Genomic DNA, 12,945 nt, shown 5'->3' with positions numbered 1-12,945 from the left:
TCGGGTTTCTTACACCGAGTGGGTATCGCCGAGGCGGCTGAGGTGGGCCGGGTCGGCCACGTCGGCTGCGTCGTGGGTAACCAACAGTGCCGGGATGTTGCGCTCCGCGACCAGGCTGAATACCAGTGTCCGCATCCGCGCCCGTAGTGCAGCGTCGAGCTTGGAGAAGGGCTCATCCAGCAGCAGGGCCCGCGGTTGTGCCAACAGCGCGCGAGCCAAGGCCACGCGCGCCCGTTGCCCGCCGGAAAGGCGGGCCGGGTTGGCATGCAGGTGGTCTTGCATTTCGACATCCGCCAAGGCGGCTTTCACCGCTTGCTCGCGCGCGGGCTGAGCCCCTGCGGGCACGGCAAACAATAGGTTCTCGCGCACCGTCATGTGCGCAAACAAGAGATCGTCCTGGAATAACAGGCCCACACGGCGTGCCTGTACTGGCAGGGAATCGATGCGCCGCCCATCCAGCGTGACCGAGCCCTCCCACTGCATGCTGGGGTCGAGGGTGCCGCACACCAAACTCAGCACGCTACTTTTACCGCAGCCGCTAGGCCCCATGAGGGTGTGTACCGTGCCGGCAGGAATCTGGAGGTCCAAGTCCCGCAGCAAGGTGCTGGCGGGGCTGTTGAGGTGGCGGAGACCGATTTGCAGTGACATGGCCTATTGTGCCGCCGCAGGCCAGCGACGAGCCCGCCCCGACCAAGCTGCGAGCCCGAACATCCCCATCGGCAATAGCCACTGCAGCCACGCGTAGGCGGCCGTCAATGCGCGCTGCCCGCCCGAGGCCAGGGTGACAGCCTCGGTCGTCACGGTTTGAAACCGGCCCGCACCCACGTACAGGGTGGGCAGGTACTGCGCCACACTGACCGCGAAGCCCACCGCAAAGGCGGCTGCGAGAGCGCTGCGCAGCAACGGCCACTTGACCTGCCACAAAAATGCAACAGGGCTGCGGCCCAGCGCTGCAGTCAGGTGCGCCAAGCGTGGGTCAAACCCCCCATAGGGCCCTTGCAGAGCGATCAAGACATAGGGCAGCGCGCTCAGCGTATGGGCCAGCCATAGCCCGGTGACCGATCCATCAATGCCCCACGCCAAACTCACGCGGTGCAGCCCTACGACCCACAACACGGCCGGTAGCACCAGGGGCAATAACCACAAGGGGCGCAGGCGCTGTTGCCATACCGGCGGAGCCCACTCCAACCATGCGACGACCCAAACCAACGCAGTGCCCGCGCTGGCTGCGCCCAATGCCATGCTCAGCCACACGGTGCTGCTGCTTTGCACCACGCCGTCCCAGGCGCGCAAGGTCCAGACCTCGGGCAACCACTGCGGGAAGGGCCACGGCCCTGACACACTGCCCACGGCCAGCGCTGCCAGCACCGCACCATAGGTGCCTAGCAATACAGGCACCGCCATGTTTGAGATGGGGTTGCGCAGAGGGCGGCGGTCGCGTGCGCAGCGGCTCACGCCCCGCCATCGACGCGCACGCCACAAGGGCCATGCCCGCCACAGCGCCGCCATGCCAGTGCACGCCAGCAAGGCGGCCAGTAGGAGCCAAGCGGCGCTCGCGCCTTGGGCATTGGTCGCGGCGTCTGCGTCTTGCAGCCATTGCCACGCCAGCATGGAAAGGGTGGGCGGTGTGGTGGGGCCGATAACCAGCGCCATGTCGACCACCGTCAGGCTGTACGCCAAGACAGCCAGCAGCGGTGCGGTGAGGGCTTGCGCCAACGGCGGCCAGCCAACGCGCCACCACGCCTGTGGTTCGGTGTAGCCCCAAGTGGCGGCGAGTTGCAAAGACCGGCGCAACTGCGCTTGCACGCCGGGCTGTTGTAAGTGGGCTAACGCAGCCCACAATAGGAAGGGAACTTCTTTCAGCACCAGCACCGCGATCAGGCCCAAGCCCCAGGGGTCTTGGGTCGTAGCCCAAGCGGGTGGGTTTTCCAGGCCCGTCAACCAAGGGGATGCCGCGCGCAGCAGCCACCCACCGGGTGCAATCAGCGCCACCATGCCGATGGCGAAGGCCGCATGGGGCACCGACAGTAAAGGAGACATCCAGCGGGCCCAGCGGTCTACGCGGTGCGCCGTGTTGTCAGCAGCCAGCCAGCGAGAGAGGATGCTCGCTGTGATTACCGTGGAGAGCAGGGTGGCGCACAGCCCCGTCCACAGGGTCATGCCCAAGGCGGGCCAGGTTTGGGGGTGATGCCAAAGGGCGGCCCAAGCGGGCATGTACATCCCGCTTGCAATCGCACTACCCACGGCTCCCACTAGGGGGATAGCCGCTATCCCCGCGAGTCCAAGGCCTAGGTAGAAGTGTCGGGGTGGGTGGGCAGCGTCCATAGAGGGATGTTAATCACCTACACCCCGACCTCAGTCTTCCCAGTCCATGGCGCCTTTGCCCCATTCATATGCAAAGCCGACCACCAGAATCGCGAGAAACACCATGCCTGCCAAAAAGCCAGTCAACCCTATCTCCTTCAGAGCCAAGGCCCACGGAAACAGGAACGCGATTTCCAAGTCAAAAATAATGAACAGAATGGCGACGAGATAGAAGCGCACATTGAACTGCATGCGCGCGTCGCCAAAGGGCTCGAACCCACATTCATAGGCCGAGCCCTTCGCTGGGTCGGGGCGGCTGGGGCCCAGAAGGTACCCAGCCACTTGAGGAACCACCCCAACCAACAGACCTACTAGGATGAATAGCAGGACCGGGAGGTATTCTCCGAGGTTCATTCAGATTGCTGAATACCTGCCAATACCCATCCGCCATTGCCCTGGCGGGACTTGGTGAGGTGCCAGATTTCGTCGAATGTTTCGTCGTCGGAACCTGCGCCGAAGCGGATGAAGCCAGTGAACTTGACGCTCACCACATAGCGCTGCGCTTCTTCTGCCACTTCGAGCACGGTGGTATCGATGCGAACCACTTCACCGGGCTGGGCAGATATTTCGCGCTCGGCAAAGTCGAGCTTGATTTCTGCAAACATCTCTGGCGAGGTGAACTCACGGATATCGTCGAGGTTGCCTGCGTCATAGGCAGCTTGCAAACGGATGAAGTTCACTTTTGCGTTGCGCTCAAAGCTGGCACGGTCAAAGTCAGCGGGGATCGCAGACGTTGCAGCGGGCTGGCCGCCAATGTCAGCACCGATCAGCGAGCCGGAGGACGAACCGCCCATGCCGGAGGCTGCGGGTGTCGCCATCTTGTAGGCCTGTTGGGGCATTCCTGCACCGCCTTGGCCTGCAGAGGCGCCAGCCGGCATCAAGCCGCCTGCACCTGCCGCGCCACCTTGGCGAGCCATGGCCCGCTTGCGCAGGAAGAAGCCCACCACTGCCATGATGGCGAACGCCACCAAGGCCATGGTCATCATGGAGGCGAGTTCATCACCGAAACCGAAGTGCGATGCCAATGCGGCGATACCCAAGCCAGCTGCGATACCTGCGACGGGCCCCATCCAAGAGGGCTTGGAAGCTGCGGCAGCACCTGCGCCGGCGGCCGGTGCCGCGTTTTGGGCGGTGGGGGCTGATGGCGCTTTGTCTTGAGTGGCCTGACGCTGGGTGCCCATGGACTTGCCACCGCCCAATCGCTTGGCCGCTTCGGCGTCCATGGAAACGCTGGCAATGCCCATCGTGAACACTACCGCGAGAACGGAAAGAAGTCTTTTCATGTCGATCTCCTGAAAAAATAAATGACAAGCGGAGATTACGTGCGAAAAGGCCAATTAAAAACGAGTGTATTTGAGAAGAACGTTCTGTAAAAAGCTGAGAGTTCAGGCGATTCCGGCCAGCACCCGCTGCACCAGGGGGTGATGGACTTTCTTTTCAGTGCCCACCGCGAAGAAATGTTCGGTCACGCCTTCGCAGGGAGCCAATCGTTCGACGCCATAGTTGGCAAGCAAGTCTTGCTCAGCCCATTCGGCTGCCGGAAAAATGCCCATGCCGCTGGCCCCGAAGGTGTTGAGCAGCGCACTGTCCTCAAACTCGCCCACGATGCGCGGGCGAACGCCCTGTTGCTCAAACCAGTGGTCCAGGCGGGCCCGCACGGCGGTGTGGGCTGTGGGCAGCAGCACCGGGGTGCTGGCAAGGCACTGGGGGAAGTGGCTCGCTGCACCGCTCACCAATGCGGGGGTGCCGTACCACGCCATGGGCGACTGCCCCATAGCGTGGCTGTAGAGCTTGATGTTGGGGTTGGCCGGAGCAGGGCGGTCAGAGAACACCACATCCAGCCGGTGCAAGGCCAAGTCCCCCAACAACTCGTCAAGCTCGCCTTCGTGGCAAATCAAGCGCAGCGTGGGCTCACTGATGACCGGTTGCAACAGCCGGCGCGCCACCAGCTTGGGCAAGCCATCTGAGATGCCCACAGCGAGCCGCATCGATGGCGCGCTGGCTGATTCGCGCACCCGCTCGGGCAGGTTCTCGCCGATCTGGAATATCTGGTCGGCTAGTTGCAAAGCGGTCTGGCCCGCATCCGTGAGCACCAAGCCGCGGCCAGCGGGTTTCAGCAAAGCGTAGCCCAGCGAGCGCTCCAGCTCGCGGACCTGCGCGCTCACGGTTTGTACTGCCATGTCGAGCTTGTCGGCCGCCCGTGACATGCCGCCCTCCTTGGCCACTACCCAAAAATAGTACAGGTGCTTGTAGTTGAAGCTGGTGCTCATGTTCTGTATTTGCGGGAATTTAAGTCAGAAATTATCTGCTTTTTGCGGAATGTTCCCGTGCTTAAGGTAGAGGCCCATTCACAGCAAGGAGTTTTTTATGCAAGTCATTTTTGAATCGCGACATGCAACTGGCAGCACCCTGCGCCAAGAGGCTCTGGAGCGCGTGCGGTTTGTTTTGCGCAGGCTGGGTGCCACCGTGCCGCGAACCAAAGTCATGTTCACCGACATCAATGGCCCTAAGGGCGGCGTCGACAAACATTGCTTGTTGGAAGTGAAAACCGAGAAGTCGGGGGTGCTGGTGATTTCTTCGCTGGCGAGTGATTGGCGCACCGCACTGGATGACGGTTTGGAGCGCCTGGTGCGCGCCTTGACCCGAACCATGGACCGCCAAAAAAAACCTGTCCGCACGCGACTGACCGTACTAACCCTTGAAGTGAATTGACGGGTGATGGTTTCTCGACGCTGGAGTGGATCAGCTTGGCGCTGTCACTGCCCGAACCATCGAATTTTTGAAATAAGGAGTTCCCTATGAAATGCCCCCATTGCCCCAGCAGCACCTTGGTGATGACCGAGCGTCAGGGCGTCGAGATTGACTATTGCCCGACCTGTCGTGGCATCTGGCTGGACCGCGGCGAGCTCGACAAGCTGCTGGACAAAGCCTCCGGCTCCGCCTCAGTGCAGGCCATGCCGGCGGCACGCCCCGCGTCTGCGCCGCGGCATCGCGATTTTGAGGACTCCGACTTTAACGAGCACAAGCGCTACCCGCAGAGCCGCAAGAAATCGTGGTTGCACGAGATCTTTGACTAGCGCCTTGGCACTCTAAGCGGCATCAGCCCTCCGGCAGGCGGTAGACCAATACCTTGAGGGCCCGCTCCGGCGCAATATCGGCAAATGCTGCCGGGTTGGGCAAGCGCTGCACCAGCTCCAGGCTGGGCGCTTGCTCTTGCATATGCCCCTGCAGGAAGGCGGTGTCCAGCTCGGGGGCATTCAGGCACACCAGCGCGTGGCCGCCCGGCGCCAGCAACTCGGGCAGGCGGCGTACCAGGCGGGCGTAGTCTTTGGTAGCCACAAAGCTGCCCCGCTGGTAGCTCGGTGGGTCGAGCACCACCAAGTCATAAGGGCCGCTGCGTGTGATCTTGCCCCAGGTCTTGAAAATATCGTGCCCCAAAAAGCTCACACCGCTTTCAATCCCGTTGAGCCGGTGATTTTGCTGGCCCGTGGCCAGCGCGCCTTGGCTCATGTCCACATTCACCACATGCCGTGCGCCCGCCTGCAAGGCCACGACCGAGAACGAGCAGGTGTAAGCAAACAGGTTGAGGACCCGGAAGGCAAAAGTTTTCGGATGGCTGGCCACATAGTCGCTCACCCAGCGCCGACCTTCGGCCATGTCCAGAAACAGGCCGTGGTTCTGGCCCTTTAACAACTGCACTTTGTAGCGGCTGCCCGCTTCGGCGACCACATGGGGCTCAGGCACTACACCGGCCATCAAACGGGTGTCGGCATGGCCGTCAGCACGGCACTGAAAGACCCAATTTAGAGGCTGCCCGTCGCCGATCTGGGCCCAGCGCGCTGCCAATGCGTTGCCCAGCGCCGCGAGCTCCGCCTCACTGGCCGCCGTAAAGCTGGTGGCGACGAGCACCGGTGGGTACCAGTCCAGCGACCAGGATTCGCTGCCGGGGAACAAGCCGCCACGGCCGTGAAACAGGCGGCAGGCATCGGAGGGGAGTTCCATTGTGGCGATGTTGGAGAGCAGAGCTTGCAAGGGGCGTTTATTCAGTGGAGGATGCGGGGAGTGTATGCAGTGTGTGGCTTATAAAAATCACTATCGGTGCTATTGGGCAATCCAATTGGCAAGGTTGATAGGTAAAAACTAAACTGCAAACCAGATCGATTTCACCACCTTCACAGGAGACTTGCATGACTACAGAAGCCAAATGCCCTTTCCCCCACGCAGCGCGCAGCACCAATGCCCGCGCGGCCGCGCCGTCCAATGCTGATTGGTGGCCCAACCAGCTCCGCTTAAGCATCCTGCACCAGCATGCACCCGCCTCCAACCCCATGGGCGAAGACTTTAACTACGCCGAAGAATTCAAGACGCTCGATCTCGACGCCGTGGTGCAGGACCTGACCGCACTGATGACCGACTCGCAAGACTGGTGGCCTGCTGACTGGGGTCACTACGGCGGCCTGATGGTGCGCATGGCCTGGCACGCGGCAGGCACCTACCGCACGGGGGATGGCCGAGGTGGTGCCGGAACCGGCAACCAGCGCTTTGCACCGTTGAACAGCTGGCCGGACAACGGCAACCTCGACAAAGCTCGCCGCCTACTTTGGCCCATCAAGCAAAAATACGGTCGCAAGCTGTCCTGGGCGGACTTGTTTATTTTGGCGGGCAACGTGGCACTCGAATCCATGGGCTTCAAGACCTTCGGCTTTGCCGGTGGCCGCGAAGACATCTGGGAGCCCGAGCAAGACATTTACTGGGGCGCTGAAAAAGCGTGGCTTGCCACCAGCGACAAGGAAAACAGCCGCTACAGCGGCGACCGCAAGCTCGAGAGCCCCCTGGCTGCCGTGCAAATGGGCCTGATTTACGTGAACCCCGAAGGTCCGGACGGCAAGCCCGACCCCGTGGCTAGCGGCCGCGATGTGCGTGAAACCTTTGCCCGCATGGCCATGAACGACGAAGAAACCGTAGCTCTGGTGGCCGGCGGCCACACCTTTGGCAAGGCCCACGGCGCCGGCGACCCCACCTTGGTGGGCCCCGAGCCTGAAGCGGCAGGCCTTGAAGAGCAAGGCTTTGGCTGGATCAACAAGTTGGGCAGCGGCAAAGGTGTGCACACTACTACCAGCGGCATCGAAGGTGCCTGGAAACCCAACCCCACCACCTGGGACAACGGCTATTTCGACATGTTGTTCGGTTACGAGTGGGCACTGACCAAGAGCCCGTCCGGCGCGCACCAGTGGGTCGCTCAGAACGTGAAACCCGAGCACATGATTCCAGATGCGCATGACGCATCCAAGAAGCATCCGCCCATGATGACCACGGCCGATATGTCGTTGCGCATGGACCCGGCGTACGAAAAAATCTCCCGCCGCTTCCACCAGAACCCGGCTGAATTTGCCGACGCGTTTGCCCGCGCCTGGTTCAAGCTCACCCACCGCGACATGGGCCCCCGTGCCCGCTACTTGGGCAAGCTGGTGCCCGCCGAGGTGTTGAGCTGGCAGGACCCGATTCCAGCAGTGGACCATGCGCTGGTCGATACGGCTGATGTGGCCGCCCTCAAAGTCCAGGTGCTGGCTTCAGGCCTGAGCATCTCGGAGTTGGTGGGCACTGCGTGGGCCTCAGCGTCTACTTTCCGAGGCAGCGACAAGCGCGGCGGTGCCAATGGTGCCCGCATCCGCCTGGCCCCCGCCAAAGACTGGGCCGCCAACCAGCCTGCGCAGCTAGCCAAAGTGCTGAGCAAGCTTGAAGCGATTCAGCAAGGCTTCAACGCGGCCCAGGCTGGCGGCAAGAAGATCTCGCTGGCGGATTTGATCGTGTTGGCAGGCAGCGCGGCGGTGGAAGCTGCAGCTGCCAAAGCAGGCCAGCCGGTCACTGTGCCCTTTGCCCCCGGACGCATGGATGCCACGCAAGAGCAAACCGATGTGGACGCCTTCCAGGTGCTGGAGCCGGTGGCGGATGGCTTCCGTAACTACACCCATCAAGGGCTGGAAGGTGTTGCCGCCGAGTTGCTGCTAGACAAGGCCCAGTTGCTCACCCTGAGCGCACCCGAGATGACGGTGCTGGTGGGTGGCCTGCGTGCTCTGAATGCCAACCTGGGCCAAGCGCAGCACGGTGTGTTCACCACCCGTCCTGAAACCTTGAGTAACGACTTCTTCGTCAACCTGCTCGATATGGGCACCAAATGGAGCAAAGCGACAGATGCTGGCGTGCTCGAAGGTCGTGACCGCAGCACTGGTGCCCTGAAGTGGACCGGCACCGTGGTGGATCTGGTCTTCGGTTCCAACTCGCAGTTGCGTGCCTTGGCCGAGGTGTATGCCACCCATGACGCGCAAGCCAAGTTTGTGCGTGACTTCGTTGCCGCATGGACCAAGGTGATGAACCTGGACCGTTTCGACCTCGTCTGAGCTAAGTGATGGTGACTGCCGCCGCCTTCGGGTGGCGGCCTTCCACCCCGCTATGCTGCCGGTGTGCCGGTGATGCAGCGGGGTTTTTTGTATCAGTCCGGGGTGGGCACCCGCAGGTCGTCCAGGTAGTCAGCGGCGATATTGATGCTGCACTCCACCCCGATGGATCCCACGTGTTTTATCAGCCACTGTTTGGCACAGGCGCGGCCCAGGTCCCTTAGGGCATAGATGAGCTTGGCGTCGGTGTCGGACTTGGTGGAGGCCGGGTAGCCTTCCAGAATGCTGCCGCCATCAATCCGGTGCATCAGCACATTTTTGTAGCGTGCGGGGTCCAGCTTGCCCTCGACCAATAAGCGCTTCACAAAGTCGATGGCGCGCATCTCGGCAATCAGCGCTGAGTTGAACGTGATTTCGTTGAGCCGGTCCAGAATACCGGCGGCCGTAGTGGGCAGCTTGTGGCGCTCGATCGGGTTGATTTGTACCAACATCACGTCCGGGCTTTTGCACTCGTAAATTAGCGGGTGAATGGCGGGGTTGCCGGCATAGCCGCCATCCCAGAAGTGTTCGCCCTCAATCTCCACTGCCCGGAACACCGTGGGCAGGCAGGCGGATGCCATCACCGCATCGGCGGTGAGCCGTTTACCCGAAAAAATTTCGGCCTTGCCAGTGCGCACTTTGGTGGCCACCACAAACACCTTCAGTGGCTCGTAGGCAGCCAGACGGTCAAAGTCCACCTGCTTTTGCAGAAAGGTACGCAGGGGGTTGATATCCAGCGGGTTGCTTTGGTACGGCGACACGGCCTGCGTCCAAAAGCTGGTCACCGCGTCGGAAAGTATCTGGCTGGGGGAAGCCGCTCCGGTGAGGGCAGACAGCCCTCCGAACAGCAAGTCGAAGGGCACCTTGTGGGCGCCGGCCAATGTGCTGCTGAGCGCGCCCATGTTGACCACGCCTTCCCAAAAGTCCGCCAGCGACTGGCGGGCGCTGTCTCTGGCCGCTTTGCGCGATTTGCCCTCGGCTTGTGCAAAGCCGTGGGCCAGCGCCACCGCATTCATGGCGCCGGCGCTGGTGCCGCTGATGCCCTCAAAGTCCAGCCGGCCGTCTTCGAGCAAAGTGTCCAATACCCCCCAGGTGAACGCCCCGTGCGAGCCCCCGCCCTGCAGGGCGAGGTTGACCATGGGGCGCGTGGCGGTGGGGGTTTTGGGGGCGGTCATGCCCCTAGCTTAGGGCAAGGCGCCATTCAGGCGGCTGACGGCTCGCCCAAAACTCCGTCCCTGAAGTCGCTCAGCGCTTGGTAAATTTCTTGCTGCGAGTTCATCACAAACGGACCGTATTGCACGATGGGCTCTTTGAGGGGCTTGCCGGCAATCAGCAGAAACTTGGCGTCCGCACTGGCAGTGATGGTTACCCCATCGCTAGCCGCATCGTTACGGAAAATGGCCATGCGCTGGGCGGGCACCGCCTTGTCGCCCACCTGCACCTCACCGCGGTACACATAAATGAATGCGTTGTGCGTGGCCTGCAGTGGTTGGCTGAAGGTGCTGCCGGCAGGCATGTGCACATCCAGGTACAGCGGCTGGGTTTTTTCGCGCTGCACAGCGCCTGCAGTGCCATGGCTTTGACCGGCAATCACGGTCAGCTGCACGCCTTGCTCGGTCGTGACTTTGGGCAGGTCGGTCGCCTGGATGTCGCGGTACCACGGGGTGCCCATCTTTTCGCTGCTGTGCAGGTTCAACCACAGCTGAAAGCCCTCCATGCGGCCTTCGGTCTGCTGCGGGATTTCGGAGTGGATCACCCCGAGCGCTGCGGTCATCCACTGCACACCACCGTCTGTGACCAGGCCTTCGTGGCCTGCGCTGTCGCGGTGGCGCATGCGGCCGCTGAGCATGTACGACACGGTCTCAAACCCGCGGTGCGGATGCTCGGGGAAACCGGCAATGTAGTCGTCCGGGTTGTCACTGCCGAAGGCGTCCAGCATCAGATACGGGTCCAGGCGGTGCTGCAGGTTCTGGGTCAGCACGCGGGTGAGCTTGACGCCTGCGCCATCCGAGGTGGCTTGTCCTGCCACCAGGCGCTCGATGACACGGGGGTTTTGAACGGTCATGGGAGCTCCTTAAGCGCGGCGTGCGTCCAGGCTCCAACCGCCGGCGCCGTTGGCAGCCAAAGCCAACAAGCCACCGACCACGGCCACGTTCTTGAAGAACAGCAGTTGCACCATGAAGGCCTGGTCCGCAGGCACAGCCCAGAAGGCGTGGAAGAAGAAGCTCGCAAATAGCGTGAACGCTGCCAGCACCAGCGCTGCGATGCGGGTGCCGAAGCCGGCGATCAGCGCCACACTGCCCACAATTTCCACCAGCAGAGCGAGCACAGCGCCGACCGCGGGCAGCGGCAAACCGACTGAAGCGATGTAACCCACGGTGCCTTCAAAGCCGGTCAGCTTGCTGATGCCGGCAGGCAAAAACAGGGCAGCCAAGAGCACGCGACCTGCGAGGTCGAGTGCGTTTTGGGCGGTAGTAGAAGTGTTGCTGGAGGACATGATGATTTCCTTTCAAAAGGGAAGTTGTTTGCGATGGGTGAACTGTATTACTCATCAATAAACCTGAAAATCCTCTGAAATGGATATGATTGTTGTCGCCATGGAACAATCAAGCGCACTGCAGACTACCGCTATCGACCCTAACGACCTGCTCATCTTTGCCCGCGTGGCGGAGCTGGGCAGCTTCAGTCGCGCGGCCGACAAGGTGGGGCTGCCCAAGTCCAGTGTGTCGCGCCGGCTCGCGGCCCTCGAGCAACGCTTGGGCGAGCGCTTGCTGCTGCGCACCACCCGACGCCAGACGCTCACTGAGTTCGGCCAGCAACTGCTCGAGCACGCCAAACAAGTAGTGCTGGAAGTGGAGGCTGTAGCCGCCTTGAGCGAGCGCCGTCAGGCCACGCCCACCGGGCGGCTGCGGGTGTCCATGCCGGCAGACATTGCCCACTTGCTTCTGGCCGACATGCTGGGTGCGTTTGTAGCCATGTACCCCGGCATCTCGCTGGAGCTGGATTTATCTGCCCGGCGGGTGGACTTGCTGGGCGAAGGCTTTGACGTGGCGGTGCGCATCGGACCCTTGCCGGACGACAACCTACTCGCTGCGCGGCGCTTGAGCCTCATGTCGACTGGGTTGTACGCCTCGCCCCACTACCTGGCCGAACATGGCACGCCCCTAGTGCCGCAAGACCTGCTGCAACACCAAGCGGTTCGCTTGCTGGGTGGCAACGGAGAGCCCATGCCTTGGCGCCTGGTGAATGGCGAGCAGGAGTGGACGGCTCTGCCGCCCGGCCGCTTTGCGGCCAACGCGCCGGACCTGCTGTTGCGCATGGTGTTGGCGGGCACCGGCATAGGCGCAGTGCCCGATGTGTTTGCCCAAGCCGACGTGCGCCGCCACGCCCTTGTACGGGTGTTGCCTGCGTGGTGTTTTCCGCAGATGCCTATCTCGGCCGTCTTCCCTGGCCGCAAACTCATGCCGCCCAAGACGCGGGTGTTTATCGAGATGCTGCATGTGGCCTTGGGAGACCCCCATGCTGCCTGAAACCTTGGCCACCCCGGCTGAACTCCGAGCCCATGCGCAAGTTGAACTGCACAAGTACATGGTGGGCTTTCCCGCGGAGACCGCAGGCTTGCAAGCCATCGCCCGTCAGCTGGGCGACACCTCAGCAGACCCGTTTTCACGCGCCAACATGCAAGGTCACATCACCACTAGCGGCTTGGTTTATGACAGGGCGGCCGACAAGGTGCTGCTCATCCACCACCGCACCCTAAACCGCTGGCTACAGCCCGGCGGCCACCACGAAGGGCTGGACCGCTTGGACGTTTCTGCGGCGCGGGAGGTGGAGGAAGAGACGGGCGTGAACGTGCGCTTGGCTCAGTCTGCTACCCAAAACTTGGATGCGCCGCTGATCGACATCGACAGCCATCCCATACCGGCCAACCCCGCCAAAGGCGAGGGTGCGCATGTGCACCACGACTTTTTGTACCTGTTTAAGGGCGATGCCACTGCGCCTTTGAGCCCGCAGTGGGAGGAAGTGCGCGGGGTGCGCTGGGTGGAGCGGGAGGCGCTATTGGAGCTGCCCGGTGCGCGCTTTGAGAGGCTGGCGGGCAGGTTGCGACTTACGCTTTAACTGCCCGCATTTATGCGCAAAAATTGCC

14 protein-coding genes are annotated in these 12,945 nt (G+C 62.3%); 5 read left to right on the top strand and 9 right to left on the bottom strand.

Annotated elements, in window-relative coordinates; translation table 11 throughout:
- Nucleotides 1-9 precede the first annotated feature (9 nt).
- The 5 genes from U5L73_RS16280 to U5L73_RS16260 form a co-directional block, all read right to left on the bottom strand.
- Nucleotides 10-648: an ATP-binding cassette domain-containing protein gene (locus U5L73_RS16280; RefSeq protein ID WP_322563312.1), complete on the bottom strand. Its 639-nt coding sequence runs from the start codon at nt 646-648 to the stop codon at nt 10-12.
- 3 nt (nt 649-651) lie between these two features.
- The gene (locus U5L73_RS16275; RefSeq protein ID WP_322563311.1) at nt 652-2,214 is read right to left on the bottom strand and encodes an ABC transporter permease; all 1,563 of its coding nucleotides are present in this window, start codon (nt 2,212-2,214) and stop codon (nt 652-654) included.
- 141 nt (nt 2,215-2,355) lie between these two features.
- On the bottom strand, nt 2,356-2,718 hold the full coding sequence (locus tag U5L73_RS16270; protein WP_322563310.1) for an NADH-quinone oxidoreductase subunit A: 363 nt from the start codon (nt 2,716-2,718) through the stop codon (nt 2,356-2,358).
- Complete coding sequence (locus U5L73_RS16265; protein ID WP_322563309.1) at nt 2,715-3,647, bottom strand: Tim44 domain-containing protein; 933 nt, start codon at nt 3,645-3,647, stop codon at nt 2,715-2,717. Before U5L73_RS16265 ends, U5L73_RS16270 begins: the two co-directional genes overlap by 4 nt.
- A gap of 102 nt (nt 3,648-3,749) precedes the next feature.
- Nucleotides 3,750-4,634: a LysR family transcriptional regulator gene (locus U5L73_RS16260; RefSeq protein WP_322563308.1), complete on the bottom strand. Its 885-nt coding sequence runs from the start codon at nt 4,632-4,634 to the stop codon at nt 3,750-3,752.
- A gap of 97 nt (nt 4,635-4,731) precedes the next feature.
- Here U5L73_RS16260 and U5L73_RS16255 point away from each other — a divergent pair, with 97 nt between their 5' ends.
- Both U5L73_RS16255 and U5L73_RS16250 read left to right on the top strand, forming a co-directional pair.
- The gene (locus U5L73_RS16255) at nt 4,732-5,076 is read left to right on the top strand and encodes an HPF/RaiA family ribosome-associated protein (RefSeq protein WP_322563307.1); all 345 of its coding nucleotides are present in this window, start codon (nt 4,732-4,734) and stop codon (nt 5,074-5,076) included.
- An 86-nt stretch (nt 5,077-5,162) separates the two neighbouring features.
- Nucleotides 5,163-5,441: a zf-TFIIB domain-containing protein gene (locus tag U5L73_RS16250; protein WP_322563306.1), complete on the top strand. Its 279-nt coding sequence runs from the start codon at nt 5,163-5,165 to the stop codon at nt 5,439-5,441.
- 22 nt (nt 5,442-5,463) lie between these two features.
- On the opposite strand, the gene U5L73_RS16245 is transcribed toward U5L73_RS16250, so the two are convergent.
- Nucleotides 5,464-6,396, bottom strand: coding sequence for a class I SAM-dependent methyltransferase (locus U5L73_RS16245; RefSeq protein ID WP_322563305.1), 933 nt, complete (start codon nt 6,394-6,396; stop codon nt 5,464-5,466).
- 155 nt (nt 6,397-6,551) lie between these two features.
- On the opposite strand from U5L73_RS16245, the gene katG reads away from it, so the two are divergent.
- Entirely contained in the window at nt 6,552-8,762 is a 2,211-nt protein-coding gene (gene katG / locus U5L73_RS16240; protein ID WP_322563304.1) for a catalase/peroxidase HPI, read from the top strand.
- 92 nt (nt 8,763-8,854) lie between these two features.
- On the opposite strand, the gene U5L73_RS16235 is transcribed toward katG, so the two are convergent.
- From U5L73_RS16235 to U5L73_RS16225, 3 genes are read right to left on the bottom strand one after another with little or no spacing between them, the layout of a single operon-like run.
- Entirely contained in the window at nt 8,855-9,973 is a 1,119-nt protein-coding gene (locus U5L73_RS16235) for a patatin-like phospholipase family protein (protein WP_322563303.1), read from the bottom strand.
- Between the two features lie 26 nt (nt 9,974-9,999).
- A complete protein-coding gene (locus U5L73_RS16230; RefSeq protein ID WP_322563302.1) occupies nt 10,000-10,863 on the bottom strand; it encodes a pirin family protein in 864 nt (287 codons plus the stop codon).
- 9 nt (nt 10,864-10,872) lie between these two features.
- Nucleotides 10,873-11,295 carry a DoxX family protein gene (locus tag U5L73_RS16225; RefSeq protein WP_322563301.1) on the bottom strand — a complete coding sequence of 141 codons (423 nt, stop codon included), beginning with the start codon at nt 11,293-11,295 and terminating at the stop codon, nt 10,873-10,875.
- A 79-nt stretch (nt 11,296-11,374) separates the two neighbouring features.
- On the opposite strand from U5L73_RS16225, the gene U5L73_RS16220 reads away from it, so the two are divergent.
- Nucleotides 11,375-12,328 (top strand): LysR family transcriptional regulator, encoded by a 954-nt coding sequence (locus U5L73_RS16220; RefSeq protein WP_322563300.1) that lies wholly within the window; start codon nt 11,375-11,377, stop codon nt 12,326-12,328.
- On the top strand, nt 12,318-12,917 hold the full coding sequence (locus tag U5L73_RS16215; RefSeq protein ID WP_322563299.1) for an NUDIX hydrolase: 600 nt from the start codon (nt 12,318-12,320) through the stop codon (nt 12,915-12,917). The genes U5L73_RS16220 and U5L73_RS16215 overlap by 11 nt, the downstream gene beginning before the upstream one ends.
- The last annotated feature ends 28 nt before the right edge of the window (nt 12,918-12,945 follow it).

The organism is Rhodoferax sp. (assembly GCF_034520025.1).
GTDB lineage: Bacteria > Pseudomonadota > Gammaproteobacteria > Burkholderiales > Burkholderiaceae_C > Allorhodoferax.
Note: the sequence above shows the minus strand (reverse complement) of the source record. Positions and strands in the feature narration are given on the sequence as shown.